This is a genomic window from Viridibacillus arvi, assembly GCF_001274945.1.
In the GTDB taxonomy this organism is placed as follows: domain Bacteria; phylum Bacillota; class Bacilli; order Bacillales_A; family Planococcaceae; genus Viridibacillus; species Viridibacillus arvi.
The window spans coordinates 233,703-252,324 of sequence record NZ_LILB01000008.1; the positions used below are offsets into that span (position 1 = coordinate 233,703).

Consider the following 18,622-nt stretch of genomic DNA (forward strand, 5'->3'; position numbering starts at 1 on the left):
ATTTTGCACTCGTAATTCACTTAAAAAGGCAACAAAAAAAGCGCACACCCCTTTCAGAGCATACGCTTTTGAAAAAAGATACAGGTATCTACACCCATACCAATTATTTATAAAAGTTAAATTACAGAATTAATTGCTGAATAGGTAGGTGTGGATTCATTATTTAATTGTCTAAATAAACTTCTTAACTTTTTCATAATCCATACCTCCTTTTCCATAAATTATTTAGTGCCTCTCAATATTAGCATTCCGAATTTTGAATTGTCAATACTTTTAGAATAAATTGGGTAATTTAATTATATTCTTACTTTTGACGATATTTCTTACTTCAATAAACAATTATTATTAATAGCCAATTTAAATTATGTAGATGATTTGTTTTTTCAACTTAGTTGTCATATCATTGTATTACTTAACTATTTTTTATATCACAGGAGGTGTACACTTTGTTCTCTCCCCTCATTTGGGTCTGGAACAAAGGAAGTCTTTGGACATAGCCATACGGTTGACAGCATTTGCTGTCTTGATCGCATGTTCGGCTTTTTTCGTAGCAACTGAATTTTCTATCGTTAAAGTCAGAACAACTCGAATTGATCAGCTTATAGCTGAAGGTAACAAAAACGCATTAAAAGCAAAAAAAGTAGTATCTAATTTAGATGAATATTTATCCGCTTGTCAGTTGGGAATTACAATTACTTCTTTAGGACTTGGTTGGCTCGGTGAAGAAACAATATCGATTTTATTGAGACCGATATTTGATTTGTTTGCACTTGAAGGAAGTGTGACATCTGTTCTATCCTTCGTATTATCATTCTCCATCGTGACATTTGTTCACGTTGTAGTTGGTGAATTAGCACCAAAAACATTAGCCATTCAGAAGGCAGAATCTGTAGCATTAGCAACAGCAGGTCCTTTAATTACGTTCCACAACATCATGTATCCCTTTATTAAAGCATTAAACTTCTCTGCTCGTTCATTGTCATCACTTTTCGGTTTAAAGGATGTATCTGAATCAGAAGTGGCAATGACCGAAGAAGAATTGCGTATGATTTTATCGGATAGTTTGAAAAGCGGTGAAATAAATCAGTCTGAATATAAATATGTGAATAGCATTTTTGAATTCGACGATCGTATTGCCAAAGAAATTATGGTACCTCGTACTGAAATCATTGGTATTGAAAAAGAAATGACTCTTAAAGAAGTTTTCGAAGTGATGGGTGTTGAGCAGTATACGCGCTACCCTATTATTGATGGAGACAAAGACCATATTATAGGTCTCGTCAATATGAAGCACCTTTTAACTGCTTACATTAAAGACCCAACTAATGGTTCAAAATTAGTAACGGAATATATGCAACCGATCATTCGCGTCATCGAAACAATCCCAGTTAGTGACTTATTGTTGAAAATTCAACGAGAACGTATTCATATGGCTATTTTAATGGATGAATACGGTGGTACATCTGGACTTGTAACAATCGAAGATATTATCGAGGAAATTGTCGGTGATATTCGAGACGAGTTTGATGCAGACGAGATTCCTGAAGTTCGTAAAGTTGATGAGAACCATTTTATCTTTGATGCCAAAATGTTAATTGAAAACGTAAATGATTTCCTTAAAATTGACATCAATGAAGATGATATCGATACTATCGGCGGTTGGTTTATGACCAAAAACTTCGATGCAGTTAAAGGCGAAGCAATTATTGAACAAGGCTATGAATTTATCGTAAAAGAAGTAGATGGTCATCATATCTTATACTTAGAAGTTATTAAGTTACCAGATGAATCCAACAATGAATCACTAGAAGATACAAACTCATCTTCTGAAGAATAATTATGAAAATTTAACAAGAAACGACGCACACTAATAATAGTGTGCGTCGTTTTGTATTGCCTAGAAATTTTGCAAGGGGGAAACATTGTGGAGTTATACACAAATTTAAGACAAGGGGAAAGAGGTGCTTGGCTAAGCATTGCCACTTATCTCATACTTAGCACCGCAAAGCTAACAATTGGTTTTATAGGTGCATCTACTGCATTAAAAGCTGATGGACTAAATAATACAACAGATATTATCGCTTCTGTTGCAGTTCTGATTGGATTACGTATTTCACAAAAGCCACCAGATGGTGATCACCACTATGGTCATTTAAGAGCTGAAACGGTTGCTTCCCTTATCGCATCATTTATCATGGCAGTCGTTGGACTACAAGTATTATTTAATTCAGGCAAAAGTTTTATCGAGAACAACCACTCTTCTCCTTCCCTGCTAACAGCAGTTGTCGCTATTATTAGTGGTGTCATTATGTACGGTGTTTATCGTTATAATTTAAAGTTATCTGAACGCACGAAAAGTTCGGCTGTAAAAGCAGCTGCTCTTGATAATCGTTCAGATGCACTTGTCAGTTTTGGTACTGCAATTGGTATTTTAGGTGCTATTATTGGTTTTCCGATAATTGATTCCATTACCGCCATTATCGTTGGTATTATCATAATTAAAACAGCCTACGAAATATTTTTTGAAGCTGTTCATACATTAACTGACGGCTTTGACGAAGAAGAGGTTGAAACGTTATCTACTCTTGTCCGTAATGTAGATGGTGTTATTCATCTCATAGATTTTAAAGGACGTAATCATGGAAATATGGTATTTGTAGATTTAACAGTCACTGTTAATCCTGAACTAAATGTTTGGAAAAGTCATCAAATTACCGAAGATATTGAAAATACAATTCGTCTAGCAAAACCATTGACAGTAGTACTTGTGCATATTGAACCAGATGGCTTAGTACATGAACATAATACTGGTTTAATGTAATTTTTTGATAATAATTGAATATTTATGTTGACTTTGTTTTTCCATTTTGTTAATCTAATAACAACTTTAAGGAAAGCAGGTGAGGTTTTATGACAAATTTAATGAGCATTGCATCAACGCAAATCGGTTTGTTACAAAATACTCGCCATCCGTATGCTTTTTAAGGATACTTTCTTTTATTGTGCGTGTATAAACTGTAGCTGCCGATTTGCAGCTACAGTTTTTTTTATTTTAAATGCTGAACACGACCGTTTAGCTACGACTGGCACTGGAGGGCTCGAACACAAGACGCTTTTTGTCTTGTGCCGAGAGACCGAAGTGACCCGAGTAGCTGGCGTGTGAAGCTGGATATCTTAATTAAATGCTGAACACGACCGTTTAGCTACGACTGGCACTGGAGGAATCGAACTCAAGACGCTTTTTGTCTTGTGCCGAGAGACCGAAGTGACTTGAGTAGCTGGCGTGTGAAGCTGGATATCTTAATGTGCTGAGGACCCTTTCAAGAAATATAACCGCCTCAGCTCAATATCTCTACACACACAATAGGAGGATTTACAAATGACAAAATTACAAGATTTCGGCTGGAATACAACTTGGGAAGAAAAGTATAAAATTGCCCAAGCTTCAAATAAATTAGCAAAAACAATTCCCGGACGTGTATTGCTAGAGCATAAGCACTCCTACCGTGTTATCACGGAACAAGGTGAATGGCTTTCTAGTCCATCAGGCAGCTTCCAACATACTGCTTTTGAACGTCGCGACTTCCCTGCAGTCGGTGATTGGGTATTAGTTGAACAGATGCCTGGTGAAGAAAAAGCGATTATTCATGCCGTATTACCGCGTACCTCTTTATTCTCTCGTAAAGTCGCTGGATTAACCACTGCGGAACAATTAATCGCAGTTAATGTTGACATCGTTTTTTTAATCATGAGTTTGAACTTAGATTTTAATCTTCGACGATTAGAGCGCTATTTAATCGCTGCTTGGGATTCAGGTGCCACACCAATCATCGTATTAACGAAAAAAGATCTCTGTGAAGATGTCACACCTTTTATTCAACAAGCAGAATCTGTTGCTTTTGGTGTACCCATTTATACAGTAAGTAGTTTTACTGGTGAAGGCATTAATGAGCTTCAACAATTATTAGTTGATGCTAAGACAGCTGCACTTTTAGGATCATCTGGTGTTGGTAAATCATCTTTAACCAATGCACTATGTGGCACTGAAGTAATGTTCGTCCAAGAAGTTCGTGAGGATGATGATAAAGGTCGCCATACGACAACACATAGAGAATTATTCAAGATTCCAGGTGGTGGATTATTAATTGATACCCCGGGAATGCGTGAATTCCAGTTATGGGATCAAGGTGAAAGCTTAGATAGCAGTTTTAAAGATATAGAAGAACTTTCGTCTCAGTGCCGCTTTAGAGATTGTGAGCACAAGCGTGAACCTGGATGCGCAGTACAAAATGCAATTCATGAGGGTACACTAACAAACGAACGATACAATAGCTATATAAAGTTAAAGCGAGAATTGGCTTATATTGAAAGAAAAACAAACGCTCAAGCACAAATTGCTGAACGTAATAAATGGAAACAGGTTTCAAAAACCTTACGCCAAAAACCACAAAAAAAACGTTAAAAAAAGCTGTCCTATCAGTCATTTCGATGACTAAGGGACAGCTTTTTCTTCTATTGTTGCTCACTCGATTCAGTTAACCCATGTTTGACAGCATAAAGTGCAGCTTGGGTACGATCTTGTACTTCCAATTTTGAAAAAATATTTGAAATATGCGTCTTTACAGTTTTTTCTGTAACAAAAAGTGAGGATGCAATTTCTCTATTACTCTTACCTTTTGTTAGTTCAGCTAGAACATCACGTTCTCGAGGTGTTAAAGTATGCTTCATATGTGGCAAATCTTCTTGCATCTCTCGACTTTTAATAAGTTGAGTTGTCGCTTGTGGATGCAATGTATTTTCTCCTGCCATTATTCTGCGGATTGATGTCACCAGTTCATCTGGTTCAATATCCTTCAACTGGTAACCTGCAGCCCCTGCTTCAATTGCAGGAATGACATGGTCACTATCCGAAAAACTCGTCAGCATTAGTACCTGCGTGTCAGGAAATTTTGCCTTAATACGTTTTGTAGCTTGGATACCATCTAATTCAGGCATAACTAAATCCATTAAAACGATATCCGGCTTTAATTCAGACGTTAATGCTACTGCTTCCTTACCATTTTGAGCTTCACCAATAACTTCTATGTCCTTTTGCGTTTTCAGGAAAAACAATAATCCTCTTCTTACAACATGGTGATCGTCTGCGATTAATACTCTAATCATCGAAATCCCCCTTAATATGGTAGACGGATTAAAATTTCCGTTCCTCTTCCAAAATTACTCACCCAATCAACCTTACCGCCAAGTGCTTTTGCACGATCTCGCATGCTTTGCAGACCGATTGATGGTAATTTTACAAGAGAGTCAACTTGAAATCCTCTACCTTCATCTTTAATAACTAATAACACATCTGTCTGTGTAATAATGACGAAAATTTCTGCATCCTTAACACCTGAATGCTTTCGTACGTTGTTTAGTGCTTCTTGAGTAATACGAAATAACGTTTCTTCCACACGAGAAGGCAATTGTAAAACACCCGATACATTCACAGAAAGATTTAGACCTAGCATTTCAGCATAACCTTTAATCGCCTCCATTAAGCCACTTTCTAAACCTTTAGGGCGTAATTGCCAAATTAAAGCACGCATTTCTGTTAAGGCTTCTTGTGTTAAATTCTGAATTTCCTTAAACGTTTCTTTCATTTCTGGTTGCTCAGCCATTTCAATTCCGGCACGAGATGTTAAAGTAACAGAGAATAATAATTGATTCACTGAATCATGTAAATCTCTCGCTAATCGATTTCTTTCTTCAACTAGTGCCATTTGCTGTTCTTGTTTTGTTAGTAAAATTCGTTTTATTGCGGATCCCATTTGGAAGGCAACTGATTCTAAAAGAGCTAGCTCATCATCAGAAAAACTGACGGTATTTGGAGTAGCTACATTTAATAGCCCAAAACGCTCTTGTCCAGATTGCAAGGGTACTGTGGCATGATGGGTAATCCCGCCATCCCCCTCTAGTTCAGCAGCATTGGCGCTTTCAATGCGTTGACATTCAATAATATTCGAAGCTTTTTTTAATTCATTATTCCGATAACGTGATACGCACCAACAACCACCTTTTTCTAAAAAGTGACAGTTATTATGCTTTAAAGCTTGTGGCAAGTTTTCATGCGCTATGAGCTCATGTCTACCTTTTTTATTAATAAAAAATACCCAACCTGTTTCAAAATTCGTCCCTGCTAAAAACTTTCTCAGAGCACCTTGCAACATTGCTTGAATTTCAGTTTCTTCATTTAGAAGTTCGGCAATTTCCTTGAGTAAACTAATGTTCGAATGATCATTTTGCTGCATGTAATTGCCTCCTTCCTTTTTCCAGCTATAAATATATTGTACCTACTATGATACCACTGCCTGTCATACATTCGCATGAAATAGCTCTCATTCTTTTGACCGAGAAAATAAAAAAACCACCATTTCTACTCATAAAATAAAGTGGTTAAAACTTATTATTCTTTTGAATATTGTAAACGATATTGGTTTGGATGAAGCTCTTTCAAATGAGCGCACTATTGAACTCTCAACCTCATAATTAGAATTGTCCTGTCCTTTAATGACAGATTTCCAATAAAATTGACGAGTCAAACCTTTTCAAACATCATTAAGTAATTGTACTACTTATATATGGTGATAATTAGAATTGACTGTATCTTCATTTTTGTATAATTTATAGCCAACTAGTTTATCATTGGTATAATAACTATTATCATTGTGTGCAGTTCATCAGATTAATGTATAAAAGAGAAGTTTTTATTAAGGATATAATATTTTACATATATATGCATTCCCTCTATAATTCAAAGGGAAATACTCTAATACTAGGAGATATTTGTATGTCAAAAAAAATTGAGAATAGTTTACTATTCATCTGGATTGTCTCATTGGTCGCAATGCTAGGCTCCCTATTTTTTTCAGAAATTCAACAATACGAACCTTGTAAGCTTTGTTGGTATCAACGTATTTTAATGTACCCGATTGTCATCATTACAACCGTAGCTTATATCCAAAAAAATGCACGTATTGCTGTAACTTTAGCTGTTTTCTCTATAATCGGTGGCTGTATTTCTATCTACCATTATGGTATTCAAAAATTCGAATTTTTATCTAGCTCTGCAATAACATGTGGTCGTGTACCTTGTACAGGTCAATACATCAACTGGTTTGGCTTCATTACCATTCCATTCCTTGCATTAACAGCATTCGTCTTAATCGCAGGAGCAAGTTTTTACATGTTAAAAGCATCTAAGGAGGAAAAATAATTGAAAAAGCTACTCATCATTGCTGGAGTAATTGTTGTCATATTTGGACTAATCATCGTCTTAAACTACCAAGGAAATGAAGCGAAATTAAAAGATAATCCTTACGGCACTAACGATTTAAAACAATCTACAATTGATCTACTTAGTGATAAAAACTATCAAAACATCATTACACCGACAGAACTTGAGAAAAAGCTATCTAAAGGCGACCCAACAGTGGTATACTTCTTCAGTCCAGAGTGTACACATTGTAGAGCTGCAACACCTAAATTAATGCCATTAGCAAAAAAATTAGGTGTACACATCGATCAATTGAACTTACTGGAGTATGAAAATTCATATGACAAGTACGGCATCAAAGGCACACCAACACTTTCTTATTTTAAAGATGGTAAAGAGATTCAGCGTATGGCAGGCGATGCAGACAAAGCTACTTTCGAAGCATTCCTAAAACAAACTGATCTCGTGAAATAATACAACTAGAAAGGATTATGTTGTACAAACAACGTAATCCTTCTTTTTAATGGAGGAATAATAATGAAACAATCTTGGACATTCACTATTCTACAAGATAACCAAACTATCGAAGAACTACTACGTGAACAATGGAAGCTAGGAAAAAAAATCGTACACGAATTACGTATGACAAAAGCTATTTCAGATACAAACGGCGAACTTCTACAATGGAAAGATCCCCGTCCAAAAGGTATGGAAATTGTCATATCTATGGATGTACCAGAATCTTCATATGAAGCAACTCGTGAATGCGAAGTTAAAGTAGTATACGAAGACCCACATTGCTTAATCGTTTCTAAACCAAAAGGTATGGCTACACATCCAAATGACGTTTGGGATCGCTTCACTTGTATGAATCATGTTATGAATTATATACAAGAACAAGGTGGAGTATACGCGGAGCATGTGCATCGACTAGACCAAGGTACAGCTGGACTTTTACTCGTTGCAAAACACCCAATTGCAAAATCCATTTTCGACCGTTTATTAGAAGAGAAGAAAATCCTTCGCGTATATGAAGCAGAAGTTCAAGGTCATATGAAAGAGCGCAAAGGGACAATTCGTGAAGCTATTGCGAAAGACCGTCACCATGGTACCCGCCGTCGCGTTGCACCAGAAGGTCAAATGGCTATTACAAACTTTGAAGTTGTACGTCATCTGCAATATTCAACAATCGTCAATCTTGTATTAGAAACAGGACGTACGCATCAAATTCGTGTACATCTTTCACATATCGGTCACCCAATTGTCGGAGATACTTTATATGATGCAAGAGAAACAGCATCTGGCGATTATTCTCTACACGCTAGAAAACTCCAATTTACTCATCCATTCACAGATAAGAAAATGGAGATTATTGATCAATAAATATTAATAAGGTATCTCTGAGCGGTTTATTGCTTGGAGGTACTTTTTTTATTGGGGGATTTGGGTAGGGATTGGTGTTACTTTATTTGGATTTAGCGCTACTCGCCTCGGCTTTGGCGCTTCTCGCTCCAGTTTTAGCGCTACTCGCTCTGGCTTTGGCGCTACTCACTCTGGCTTTAGCTCTACTCGCTCTGGCTTTGGCGCTACTCACTGGCTTTAGCTCTACTCACTACGGCTTTGGTGCTACTCGCTCTGGCTTTGGCGCTACTCACTGGCTTTAGCTCTACTCACTACGACTTTAGCGCTTCTCACTGCGGCTTTGGCGCTACTTGCTCCAGTTTTAGCGCTACTCGCTCTGGCTTTGGCGCTACTCGCTGGCTTTAGCTCTACTCACCCAAGCTTTGGCGCTTCTCATTCAGGCTTTAGCTCTACTCACTACGGCTTTGGCGCTACTTGCTCCAGTTTTAGCGCTACTCGCTCTGGCTTTGGCGCTACTCGCTGGCTTTAGCTCTACTCACCCAAGCTTTGGCGCTTCTCATTCAGGCTTTAGNACTGGCTTTAGCTCTACTCATTCAGGCTTTAGCTCTACTCACTACGGCTTTAGCTCTACTCACTACGGCTTTAGCGCTTCTCACTACGGCTTTGGCGCTACTTGCTCCAGTTTTAGCGCTACTCGCTCTGGCTTTGGCGCTACTCGCTGGCTTTAGCTCTACTCACCCAAGCTTTGGCGCTTCTCATTCCGGCTTTAGCTCTACTCACCCAAGCTTTAGCGCTTCTCACTACGGCTATAGCGCTTCTCAAGCAATAAAATAAAAAAACGCGAGAAGAAAACACAACATTTTCTTCTCGCGTTTTTTATTATTTTTCCTTCTAACACATTCCCTAAAACGTACCTAAATATACGTTTCAAGCGTTATTACGTTGCAACTTGGCGAAAGCCTTCAACATTAAAATTTAAAACTAAAGTTATCCGGATCTGCGCCTGTTCTTTCGTCTTTGTTTAGTGCGCTAATCAGTTGCATGTCTTCGTTTGTAAGTTCGAAATCGAATACTTGAGCGTTTGCTTTTATACGGCTTGGCGTTACTGATTTTGGAATAACAATATTACCCAGCTGTAAATGCCAACGAATTACTACTTGTGCTGCAGATTTTCCGTATTTTTGGCCAATACTAGTGATAGTTGCATCATCTATAATTTTACCTCTAGCTAATGGAGACCATGCTGTAACGGCGATGTCATTTGCTGTACAGAAGTCACGTACTTCTACTTGCGTTAAGTATGGGTGCACTTCAATTTGGTTGACCATTGGTTTGACATTAGCAGTAGCAAATATTTCTTCTAGATGGTGAATTTGATGGTTAGAAACACCTGTTGCGCGAAGTAGTTTTTCATCATATAAACGTTCAATTGCACGATATGTGTCTTTGAATTTACCAGGTACTGCCCAGTGAGTTAAATATAAATCTAAGTAATCCATATCTAATTTCTTTAATGAAGTCTCGAAAGCACGTAAAGTTTCATCATATCCCTGATCAGCGTTCCAAACTTTTGATGTAATGAATAAATCTTCACGTCTCACATTAGAAGCTTTGACTGCTTCCCCGACCTCTACTTCATTGTTATATAGTGAAGCTGTGTCAATTGCGATATACCCTGTATCAATTGCAGTGGTCATCGCTTGAATCGCTTCTTCACGATCAGTCATTTTGTACACACCAAGTCCAAAACGTGGCATTTCCACGCCGTTATGTAGTGTTTTTGTAGATGTAATATTCAACACATCGCACAACTCCTTCTAATTGATTAATTTCATTATACAAATGTAATCAAATTATTTCGAGAATAAAGACTTTAGGAAAACAGTTGATTTCTCAAATAGAAATCATTAATATATTCTTGTTATTTCTCAAAAATGCATAAATATCGTATTTATTGTTATAAAAATTGTTTATTTTCATGAAAGAGGGTATTAAAATGTTTCGTTTAAAGGAAAATGGAACGAATGTTAAGACGGAACTTATAGCAGGAATAACTACATTCTTTACTATGATATACATTGTTGTTGTAAATCCAAGTATGTTATCTGCATCTGGGGTTCCACTTGATCAAGTTTTCATAGCGACTATTATCGCTATCGTTATAGGTACTTTATGGATGTCGCTATTTGCGAATTATCCACTTGTTATCGGTCCAAGTATTGGGTTGAATGCATATTTTACTTATTCAATCGTCGTATCATCAGAAGGCAGCATCGATTATTTAACTGGATTTGCTGCTGTTTTTGTATCAGGTATTATTTTCGTTCTATTATCACTAACACCACTACGTGAAAAACTAATTTTAGCAATTCCTGAGAATTTAAAACGGGCAATTGCTGCAGGTATTGGTCTATTTATTGCTTTCCTAGGCTTGCGTATGGGGAATATTATTGTCGATAGTGAAAGTAACTTAGTGATGCTAGGTGACTTAACTTCTCCTGGGGTGCTACTAACATTATTCGGATTATTCGTTACTGTAATTTTAATGGTACGGAATGTTAGTGGTGCCCTATTTATTGGTATGTTTATTACAGGTATTGTTGCAACTTTAACAAATCAATTGCATATTGAAAAGGTGGTTGCAGTTCCTCACCTTCCTGAAGGCATATTAGTCTGGAATCCGATTGAAGCAGTCGGCCAGGTTATCTCTTATGGATTATACGGCGTTGTATTTTCTTTCATTTTAGTTACACTATTTGATACGACTGGTACTATGATTGGGGTTGCGAAACAAGCGGGTTTAATGAAAGATGGTAAATTACCACGCGCTCGCAAAGCATTGTTAGCCGACTCAGTTGCTACAACTTTTGGTGCTATGTTTGGAACAAGCCCAACTACAGCATTTATTGAATCTTCTGCTGGGGTTGCTGCTGGTGGCCGTACAGGTTTAACGAGTTTAACTGTTGCTATTCTATTCGTCGCTGCTTCATTCTTTGGACCTTTAGTTAGTGCTATTTCAGGAGTATCTGCTATTACTTCACCAATATTAATCATCGTGGGTACGTTGATGATTGGTTCTATTAAAGAAATCGAATGGGAAAAATTCGAAGAAGCTTTCCCAGCATTTTTAATTATTTTGATTATGCCACTTACTTCAAGTATTGCGACAGGAATTGCCTTCGGGTTTATCTCTTATCCTATTTTAAAAATAGCGAAAGGCGAAGCAAAAAAAGTACATCCGTTGCTTTATGTATTTGCTATTTTGTTTGCATTCCAATTAACTTTCTTATCTTAATCATACACAAAAATGCCCACTGCATATTTAGATGCAATGGGCATTTTTTAATCACGTGGATGAATCGATGGTGCCTTATCTGACTGGACAGGATCTTGTATGCGACCATCACGCTCAAGTTCCTCGCCATCACGCATTTTATCCATCTGCTTGCCTAATTGTTTAAGCTCCTCCATAGAAGTTGCCATTGAGCCGTTTTCTGGTTGCTTTTCATTGTTATCCATATTATCCGCTCCTTTAACAAAAATGCATTACTTAGGAATTATTAGCACCTTTCATTCATCCTATTCGATTAATATGCACATTGCAAATAATAAAGAACGATTTCTGCCATAATTTTATAACTGTGAATATTTCATTTTTATACAAAGTAGGCTATACTTGATAAGAACTTTTTATAACCATGAGGAGGGTACTTCCATGAAATTAATTTTAATTCTTGGTGTTTGTGTAGCATTTTTAACTGCAATCTTCACTGGTGGATATGAAGACAAACAAGGCACTTCTGAAAAGTAATCCATCGTATAAAAAAGGACAACCTACTTACAGGCTGTCTTTTTTTTATTTTAAGCCAGGGAAATTTTGTTGACGCATTGCTTCATAGATTAAAATAGCTGCAGTATTTGAAAGATTTAATGAGCGTATATTATCACTTTGAGGAATACGCAAGCAACGATCTTGGTTTCCTTCTATTAACTCCATTGGAATTCCTGTCGTTTCCTTTCCAAAAATAAAGAAAATCTCTTCATCTTGGTTACTAAAATTAAAATCTGAATAGGCTTTATCACCATATGTTTCAATATAATAAAATGAACCACCATCATTCTTTTCAAAAAATTCATCTGCTGAATCATAATACGTAATATTTACGCTATGCCAATAATCTAATCCAGCTCTTTTTAACATTTTGTCGTCCGTTGAAAATCCTAATGGTCGAATTAAATGTAGGCTTGTATTTGTACCTGCGCAAGTTCTGGCGATATTACCAGTGTTGGCTGGGATTTCTGGTTGATATAAAACGATATGCAAAGACAACTTTGACACTTCCTTTATTTTTGTGCTAAAAAGGCTAATCCTTTTTCTATTTCTATTATAACCTCAGGATCCTGTTCTTTTTGTAGTGCTACTTGTAAAATTTCTTTTGCTTCTACTACACCCATTTTACCAATAGCCCATGCAGCTGTTCCACGAATTACTGGACGTTCGTCATTCTGCAAAACTTCAATCAATTTTGGCATGGCTGACTCTTCTTTGAAATGAGCGAGAGCAATAATAGCATTACGTTGAATCGGCTTCTTCCCTCTCCAAGAACCAGAAATATAGCCAAATTTCGCTTTGAATTCCTTATTTGAAATAGTTAATAACGGTTCAAGTAGAGGTTTCGCAATTTCAGGATCTGGCTTAAAAGCATCGTGTAGCCAATTTAGTTTGCCTTTATTTTTTGGACAAACCGTTTGGCATGTATCACAGCCATAAATTCGATTACCAATTTTCGCACGAAACTCGTCGGGTAAAAACCCTTTTGTTTGCGTCAAAAATGCTACACAGCGGCTCGAGTTCAATTGACCTGCTTGCACAATAGCACCCGTAGGACATACATCAATACAAAGCGTACAATCCCCACATTGGTCAGTCATAGGTTCGTCTGGAGCAAAGGGGATATTCGTAATCATTTCTCCTAGATAAACGTAAGACCCAAATTCCGGAGTTATAATTGAACAGTTTTTTGCACTCCAACCAATGCCAGCTCGTTCGGCTACAGCCCGGTCAGATAACTCTCCAGTATCAACCATTGATCGCATTTTAGCTTGCGGAACTTTTTCCTGTAGAAATGCTTCAAGTAACGCTAATTTTTCGCGAAGTACTGTATGATAATCCATTCCCCATGATGCTCGGCAGAAAATACCTCTGCGCTCACCTCGCTTACCTTTAGGTGCATTTTCCATTCGTGATGGATAAGCAATTGCGATAGCGATAATACTCTGTGCTTCTTCTAGTAAAAGGGTTGGTTCAGTACGTTTTTCAATATCAGATTCTTCAAAGCCCGATTGGAAATTGAGCTCCTGCTGTCGACGCAATAAGTTCTTTAACTCAATAAATGGTGCAGCGGATGTAAAACCAATTTTATCTATGCCAATTGTTTTTGCGTACTCAATCAGCTCTTCTTGTAAGTCGTTGACAATCACTTGGTTCTACTCCTTTCTATATGTTACACTTGTGAAAATACAAGATATAGGTGATGTTCATGATAAAAGTTGCATTAGATTCTACTTTAATAAACAAAGTACCAGACTTTAAAATCGGCATTATCCATTATACCAAAATTGTCGTGTCTGAATCTCCTCAAATGATTAAAGGACGTACACAGTTATATCAAGAGAACTTATTTCTAGAATTACAGGACACCCCTGTCACTGAGAGAGAGGGTATTTCTGAATGGCGTAAGCTTTGGAAATCACTTGGTTCTGACCCAAACCGCTATCGTCATTCAGCTGAAAGTTTGATGCGCCGTATTGCCAAGCAAAATTACATAACGCCATTTCACTCAGCAGTAGATTTAAATAATTTCTTTTCATTACAATACGAAATGCCAGTTGGAATATATGATGTTAAAAATTTAGATGGGAATGTCACTGTAACACTAGGTGATGAGGAAACGGGTTATGAAGGATTAAACGGACGTTTCAATTCGCTACATAATATTCTCGTCACTTTAGATGCTAAAGGACCATTTGGTAGCCCCTTTGTTGATTCGAAAAGGACAGCTGTAACGGAGAATACGGTTGAAGCACTTCAAGTATTCTATTTACGTCCATCTTTATCTATAGAAAATAGTAATGCATTGTTAGCGGCTGCAGGTAAAATGTTCTCACAAGTGCATGGTGGCGACTTCACGACTGGTCTATTATTCAAAGATCAACAATCGCTTGAAATTTAAGGAGGTTCTATAGTGGGTACTATTACATTAGCAGAAGCAGTAAAACTGAAAAGCATATTAACAAAAAAAGTACATGAGCTATCCTCCGAATTACAACGTGTCGCTTTTGTACAAGTGGAAAAAGGCGAAGACCCAAAACCTTCTAAGCGTTTACTTACAGAAGTAGATACTGAACTTGAAGATGTTCGAAAAGATATTCGCATATTAGATAAATTAGTATACCGTGCGAATATTGATCATTTTCTTTCATTTAAAGGTGAAGAGTATGCAATTGTAGAAGCAATTGAATTGGCAACACAACTTCGTGCTAGAGCAGCAACCTATAAAGAGTTTGCTCAAGCAGAAAAAGAGGAAATTCAATACGGCTATTCTGACGGTACAACCGTTTATCGTGTTGCCTTATTTGAACCTGAGGAATACCGTTTGAAAGCAGTAGAACTTGAGAAGGATGCGCATAAGTTATCTAACTTAATCAATGCAAAAAACTATACAATCGAAATCGATTTTGATGATAGTAAATATTTCTAACCTTGAGGCAGTGAGACTCTTCCTCGGGGCGTAACTGGCATGATCACCTTATTCATTAGTTGAATTCAAACCGATGACCGATAACCATTTAACTTATTAACTGTGACCAATGACCAACCAATGCAATGGCCCACAAATTATTAGTTAAGCATCACCCGATCTGCCGTTACGAAAAAACGCGCTCCTCCTTCGTGGAGAGCGCATTTTTTTATATGTTATTTAGTGGGCAATCGTCTCAAATTGCTCTATGGCAAGTACTTCTTCATCATATAAATGGCAAGCAACATAATGCCCTTCACTTTTTTCTAACCATTTTGGTTGTAGTTGTCCACAAACTGCTTTTGCCATTGGACAGCGGGTATGGAAAACACATCCTGTTGGTGGATTGATAGGGCTTGGTAATTCCCCTTCAAGAATAATACGTTCCCTTTTCTCTTCTATATCCGGATCAGGGATAGGAATAGCTGATAATAAAGCTTGTGTGTATGGATGTAGAGGCTCATTGTATAATTGTTTACTTGTCGTCAATTCTACCATTTGCCCTAAATACATAACGCCAATTCGTTTTGAGATATATTTTACCATCGATAAATCATGTGCAATAAATAAATACGTTAAACCTTTTTCCTTTTGGAGCTTCTGCAATAGTTTTACTACAGACGCTTGGACAGATACATCCAAAGCTGAAATCGGTTCATCGGCAATTATAAACTTCGGTTCAAGTGCTAATGCCCTGGCAATTCCTATTCTTTGACGTTGACCACCTGAGAATTCATGGGGATAACGATTGGCATGATCACGATTCAAACCAACATCCTCTAGTAATTCATATACTCTCTCTTTTAGTGCTTCTTTCGATTTATTTAAATGATGAATTTCTATTGGTTCTGCAATAATTTCAAAAATAGTAGAACGTGGATTTAATGATGCATATGGATCTTGGAAAATCATTTGCATCTTTTTCAAGAAGTTGTTGCGCTCCTTCTCTGTCATTGAATGAACATCTTGATCTTCAAATAGGACTTTACCATCTGTACGATTATACAACCCTAAAATTGTTCTTCCTGCTGTAGATTTGCCACACCCAGACTCGCCAACTAATCCAAACGTCTCGCCTTCCATCACGTCAAAGCTTATGCCATTTACCGCTTTTAATGTGGTACCTTTGCCTAAATCGAAATGTTTTTTCAAATTTTGTACCGATAAAATCACATTTTCTGTCATGTCGTTTTCACTCCCGGTCCATAGCGTCTAACAGCACAAATCTCTTCCTCGAATATTGTCCCTGCAAGTTTTATTAGTTCAACTGATTTACCAGTTTGTGGAGAATGCAGCATTTGTCCTTCACCGTAGTAAAAACCTACATGCCTCACAGGCTTTGTACCCTTTTCATCTGCAAAAAATAATAAATCTCCAACTTGCCATTCCTCTGTATTGTCCTTTGATATAGCCACACCATATGTAGCTTGGTCACCTGCATCCCTCGGGATTCGTAGACCGCAAGCCTTTGCCATATTATAAGTAAAGCCGGAGCAGTCATAGCCATACGAAGACATGCCACTCCAAATGTACGGTAAGTCCAAATAGCCCAGACCAAACTGTACAGCCTTATCCATCGACTGTACAATATCTCCTGTATATTTTGCTGCACTTGATTTTAAAACTTTCCCTCTTCCTATTGGAGTATCAACGATATGATACTGTCCTTCGTCGCCTAATACAGGCAATATTGTATTAAAAGTTAAGACAATTTGTGGTGTACCATCTTCAGACCATAATTGTGTTTTGTCCACATTCACAATGATACTTTCCGTTGAATCTGAAAGTTGTTGTTTAGATAATTGTGCTAAAGGTACCCAACCCGGATAGCCTCTTTCATCCTTATGGGTAGGTTGTAAGATGGCAATGACTTTCGCCCATTCTCCTTGAATTTCCTCTACCATTACAGGTTCGCCAAACAATAGCTGCGTTTGGATTCTGTTACTATTACATAAATCTAAACGCTCTTTATAAGGAAGAGCTTCTAACCATTTGACGAGCTGTACGGGGTTTGTAATAGCTGATTGATCGATTTCTCGAGCTGATTCTGGCTTAGTCCAAATAGATGCTACTGCAACAGAGCAATGCCAAATATTATGTAATGCTGTCATCTAGTTCCCCCCTTAAAACTTCTTCAATACCTAATCCACTTCGTCCTGAAAAACAAATCTTACTTTCTTTATATATGACGCCTCCCTTGATGGTCTCAAAATTCAACATTAAAGGGGCATCAAAGTCATAATATTGTATATTTGGTTGACTAGCTGCAAAATGAGCTGCAGCGGTAATGCCGATTTTGGTTTCTATCATACTACCTGTCATACATTGCACCCCATAGCTTTCTGCTAGTGCATTGATTTTCAAGGCTTGATAAATTCCTCCTGCTTTCATCAATTTAATATTAATTAAATCCGCTGCACGCATTTCTAAAATAGTTTTTGCATCGTGAACTGAAAAAACACTTTCATCAGCCATAATTGGCGTTAATGTATGGTCAGTTACAAATTTTAAACCATGGACATCGTGTGCTAATACGGGTTGTTCAATAAATTCAATATCTAGTCCTAAGTCTTCCATTTTAGATATGGCGTATACAGCCTCCTTTGCACTCCAACCTTGATTGGCATCTAGTCGAAGTTTCGTTGCATAGCCAATTTCATCCCGAATTGCTTTTATCCTAGCGATATCTTCAGTAATTTCACCAATACCCACTTTTACTTTCAATACATGAAATCCATTAGTAATATAATTTGCTGCGTCAGCCGACATTTCCTCCGGAGCATTTACACTTACTGTGTAATCCGTTTCTATTTCCTTTTTATGTCCACCCAAGAACTGATAAAGGGGCAGATCTGCTCGTTGTGAAATTAAATCATATAATGCCATATCTATTGCCGCTTTGGCACTTGTATTTCCCACCAAAGCAGTGTGCAGCTTTTGAAAAACCTGCTCATAAAATCGGAGATCTTGCCCGTTTAATAGGGGTGTATATACTTTTTCAATTGCATATTGGATACTACCTAAAGTTTCACCTGTGATGACAAGTGTTGGTGGTGCCTCCCCCCAACCTACTCGCCCATCTTCTACTGTTACACGTACATAAATGGATTCTGCGACTGTTACTGTTCGTAACGCAGTTTTAAATGGTTTTTTTAACGGTACCGCAACTTGAAATGCCTCAATAGATTGGATAATCATGGCGTGT

At 37.4% G+C, this 18,622-nt stretch carries 19 protein-coding genes; 10 read left to right on the plus strand and 9 right to left on the minus strand.

Translation table 11 applies throughout. The features are described 5' to 3' along the window. The first annotated feature begins 505 nt into the window (after window positions 1-505). The 3 genes from AMD00_RS19960 to rsgA all read left to right on the plus strand — a co-directional run bounded on the left by AMD00_RS19960 (window position 506) and on the right by rsgA (window position 4,462). Window positions 506-1,837: a hemolysin family protein gene (locus tag AMD00_RS19960; protein ID WP_053418977.1), complete on the plus strand. Its 1,332-nt coding sequence runs from the start codon at window positions 506-508 to the stop codon at window positions 1,835-1,837. 87 nt (window positions 1,838-1,924) lie between these two features. Next, window positions 1,925-2,821, plus strand: coding sequence for a cation diffusion facilitator family transporter (locus tag AMD00_RS19965; protein ID WP_053418778.1), 897 nt, complete (start codon window positions 1,925-1,927; stop codon window positions 2,819-2,821). Between the two features lie 558 nt (window positions 2,822-3,379). Continuing rightward, the gene (gene rsgA / locus AMD00_RS19970) at window positions 3,380-4,462 is read left to right on the plus strand and encodes a ribosome small subunit-dependent GTPase A (RefSeq protein ID WP_053418779.1); all 1,083 of its coding nucleotides are present in this window, start codon (window positions 3,380-3,382) and stop codon (window positions 4,460-4,462) included. A 50-nt stretch (window positions 4,463-4,512) separates the two neighbouring features. Here rsgA and AMD00_RS19975 read toward each other — a convergent pair whose 3' ends face one another. After that, complete coding sequence (locus AMD00_RS19975; protein ID WP_038189051.1) at window positions 4,513-5,163, minus strand: response regulator transcription factor; 651 nt, start codon at window positions 5,161-5,163, stop codon at window positions 4,513-4,515. A gap of 11 nt (window positions 5,164-5,174) precedes the next feature. Beyond that, window positions 5,175-6,290, minus strand: a complete 1,116-nt coding sequence (locus tag AMD00_RS19980) for a GAF domain-containing sensor histidine kinase (RefSeq protein ID WP_053418780.1) — start codon at window positions 6,288-6,290, stop codon at window positions 5,175-5,177. Window positions 6,291-6,829: 539 nt separating this feature from the next. On the opposite strand from AMD00_RS19980, the gene AMD00_RS19985 reads away from it, so the two are divergent. From AMD00_RS19985 to AMD00_RS23620, 4 genes are all read left to right on the plus strand, one after another. Beyond that, window positions 6,830-7,255 (plus strand): disulfide oxidoreductase, encoded by a 426-nt coding sequence (locus AMD00_RS19985; protein WP_053418781.1) that lies wholly within the window; start codon window positions 6,830-6,832, stop codon window positions 7,253-7,255. Further along, window positions 7,256-7,729, plus strand: coding sequence for a thioredoxin family protein (locus AMD00_RS19990; RefSeq protein WP_053418782.1), 474 nt, complete (start codon window positions 7,256-7,258; stop codon window positions 7,727-7,729). 63 nt (window positions 7,730-7,792) lie between these two features. Next, entirely contained in the window at window positions 7,793-8,638 is an 846-nt protein-coding gene (locus tag AMD00_RS19995; protein ID WP_053418783.1) for an RluA family pseudouridine synthase, read from the plus strand. A gap of 361 nt (window positions 8,639-8,999) precedes the next feature. Further along, a complete protein-coding gene (locus tag AMD00_RS23620) occupies window positions 9,000-9,146 on the plus strand; it encodes a hypothetical protein (protein WP_211258679.1) in 147 nt (48 codons plus the stop codon). 439 nt (window positions 9,147-9,585) lie between these two features. Here AMD00_RS23620 and AMD00_RS20005 read toward each other — a convergent pair whose 3' ends face one another. Then, window positions 9,586-10,416 (minus strand): aldo/keto reductase, encoded by an 831-nt coding sequence (locus AMD00_RS20005; protein ID WP_053418978.1) that lies wholly within the window; start codon window positions 10,414-10,416, stop codon window positions 9,586-9,588. 197 nt (window positions 10,417-10,613) lie between these two features. Here AMD00_RS20005 and AMD00_RS20010 point away from each other — a divergent pair, with 197 nt between their 5' ends. Continuing rightward, entirely contained in the window at window positions 10,614-11,912 is a 1,299-nt protein-coding gene (locus AMD00_RS20010; RefSeq protein ID WP_053418785.1) for an NCS2 family permease, read from the plus strand. Between the two features lie 47 nt (window positions 11,913-11,959). Here AMD00_RS20010 and AMD00_RS23630 read toward each other — a convergent pair whose 3' ends face one another. The 3 genes from AMD00_RS23630 to queG form a co-directional block, all read right to left on the minus strand. After that, window positions 11,960-12,136, minus strand: a complete 177-nt coding sequence (locus AMD00_RS23630; protein ID WP_169786375.1) for a hypothetical protein — start codon at window positions 12,134-12,136, stop codon at window positions 11,960-11,962. Window positions 12,137-12,473: 337 nt separating this feature from the next. Next, entirely contained in the window at window positions 12,474-12,947 is a 474-nt protein-coding gene (gene trmL / locus AMD00_RS20015) for a tRNA (uridine(34)/cytosine(34)/5-carboxymethylaminomethyluridine(34)-2'-O)-methyltransferase TrmL (RefSeq protein ID WP_038189061.1), read from the minus strand. A gap of 14 nt (window positions 12,948-12,961) precedes the next feature. Continuing rightward, window positions 12,962-14,098: a tRNA epoxyqueuosine(34) reductase QueG gene (gene queG, locus AMD00_RS20020; protein WP_053418786.1), complete on the minus strand. Its 1,137-nt coding sequence runs from the start codon at window positions 14,096-14,098 to the stop codon at window positions 12,962-12,964. Between the two features lie 62 nt (window positions 14,099-14,160). Between queG and AMD00_RS20025 the strand changes: the two genes are divergently transcribed. Then, the gene (locus tag AMD00_RS20025; protein WP_053418979.1) at window positions 14,161-14,850 is read left to right on the plus strand and encodes a B3/B4 domain-containing protein; all 690 of its coding nucleotides are present in this window, start codon (window positions 14,161-14,163) and stop codon (window positions 14,848-14,850) included. A 12-nt stretch (window positions 14,851-14,862) separates the two neighbouring features. Next, window positions 14,863-15,378 (plus strand): DIP1984 family protein, encoded by a 516-nt coding sequence (locus tag AMD00_RS20030; RefSeq protein ID WP_053418787.1) that lies wholly within the window; start codon window positions 14,863-14,865, stop codon window positions 15,376-15,378. 219 nt (window positions 15,379-15,597) lie between these two features. Here AMD00_RS20030 and AMD00_RS20035 read toward each other — a convergent pair whose 3' ends face one another. Genes AMD00_RS20035 through AMD00_RS20045 form a run of 3 tightly spaced genes read right to left on the minus strand, consistent with a single transcriptional unit; the run spans window position 15,598 to window position 18,615 of the window. Beyond that, on the minus strand, window positions 15,598-16,602 hold the full coding sequence (locus AMD00_RS20035; protein ID WP_053418788.1) for an ABC transporter ATP-binding protein: 1,005 nt from the start codon (window positions 16,600-16,602) through the stop codon (window positions 15,598-15,600). After that, on the minus strand, window positions 16,599-17,528 hold the full coding sequence (locus tag AMD00_RS20040) for a C40 family peptidase (RefSeq protein WP_053418789.1): 930 nt from the start codon (window positions 17,526-17,528) through the stop codon (window positions 16,599-16,601). The genes AMD00_RS20035 and AMD00_RS20040 overlap by 4 nt, the downstream gene beginning before the upstream one ends. Beyond that, on the minus strand, window positions 17,512-18,615 hold the full coding sequence (locus tag AMD00_RS20045) for a dipeptide epimerase (RefSeq protein WP_053418790.1): 1,104 nt from the start codon (window positions 18,613-18,615) through the stop codon (window positions 17,512-17,514). The genes AMD00_RS20040 and AMD00_RS20045 overlap by 17 nt, the downstream gene beginning before the upstream one ends. Window positions 18,616-18,622: the final 7 nt, after the last annotated feature.

Bases quoted from the DNA above. Each gene is read 5' to 3' on its own strand.
- rsgA (WP_053418779.1), top strand. From the start codon at position 3,380: ATGACAAAATTACAAGATTTCGGCTGGAATACAACTTGGGAAGAAAAG.
- AMD00_RS19975 (WP_038189051.1), bottom strand. From the start codon at position 5,163: ATGATTAGAGTATTAATCGCAGACGATCACCATGTTGTAAGAAGAGGA.
- AMD00_RS19980 (WP_053418780.1), bottom strand. From the start codon at position 6,290: ATGCAGCAAAATGATCATTCGAACATTAGTTTACTCAAGGAAATTGCC.
- AMD00_RS19985 (WP_053418781.1), top strand. From the start codon at position 6,830: ATGTCAAAAAAAATTGAGAATAGTTTACTATTCATCTGGATTGTCTCA.
- AMD00_RS19995 (WP_053418783.1), top strand. From the start codon at position 7,793: ATGAAACAATCTTGGACATTCACTATTCTACAAGATAACCAAACTATC.
- AMD00_RS20010 (WP_053418785.1), top strand. From the start codon at position 10,614: ATGTTTCGTTTAAAGGAAAATGGAACGAATGTTAAGACGGAACTTATA.
- AMD00_RS23630 (WP_169786375.1), bottom strand. From the start codon at position 12,136: ATGGATAACAATGAAAAGCAACCAGAAAACGGCTCAATGGCAACTTCT.
- AMD00_RS20035 (WP_053418788.1), bottom strand. From the start codon at position 16,602: ATGACAGAAAATGTGATTTTATCGGTACAAAATTTGAAAAAACATTTC.
- AMD00_RS20040 (WP_053418789.1), bottom strand. From the start codon at position 17,528: ATGACAGCATTACATAATATTTGGCATTGCTCTGTTGCAGTAGCATCT.
- AMD00_RS20045 (WP_053418790.1), bottom strand. From the start codon at position 18,615: ATGATTATCCAATCTATTGAGGCATTTCAAGTTGCGGTACCGTTAAAA.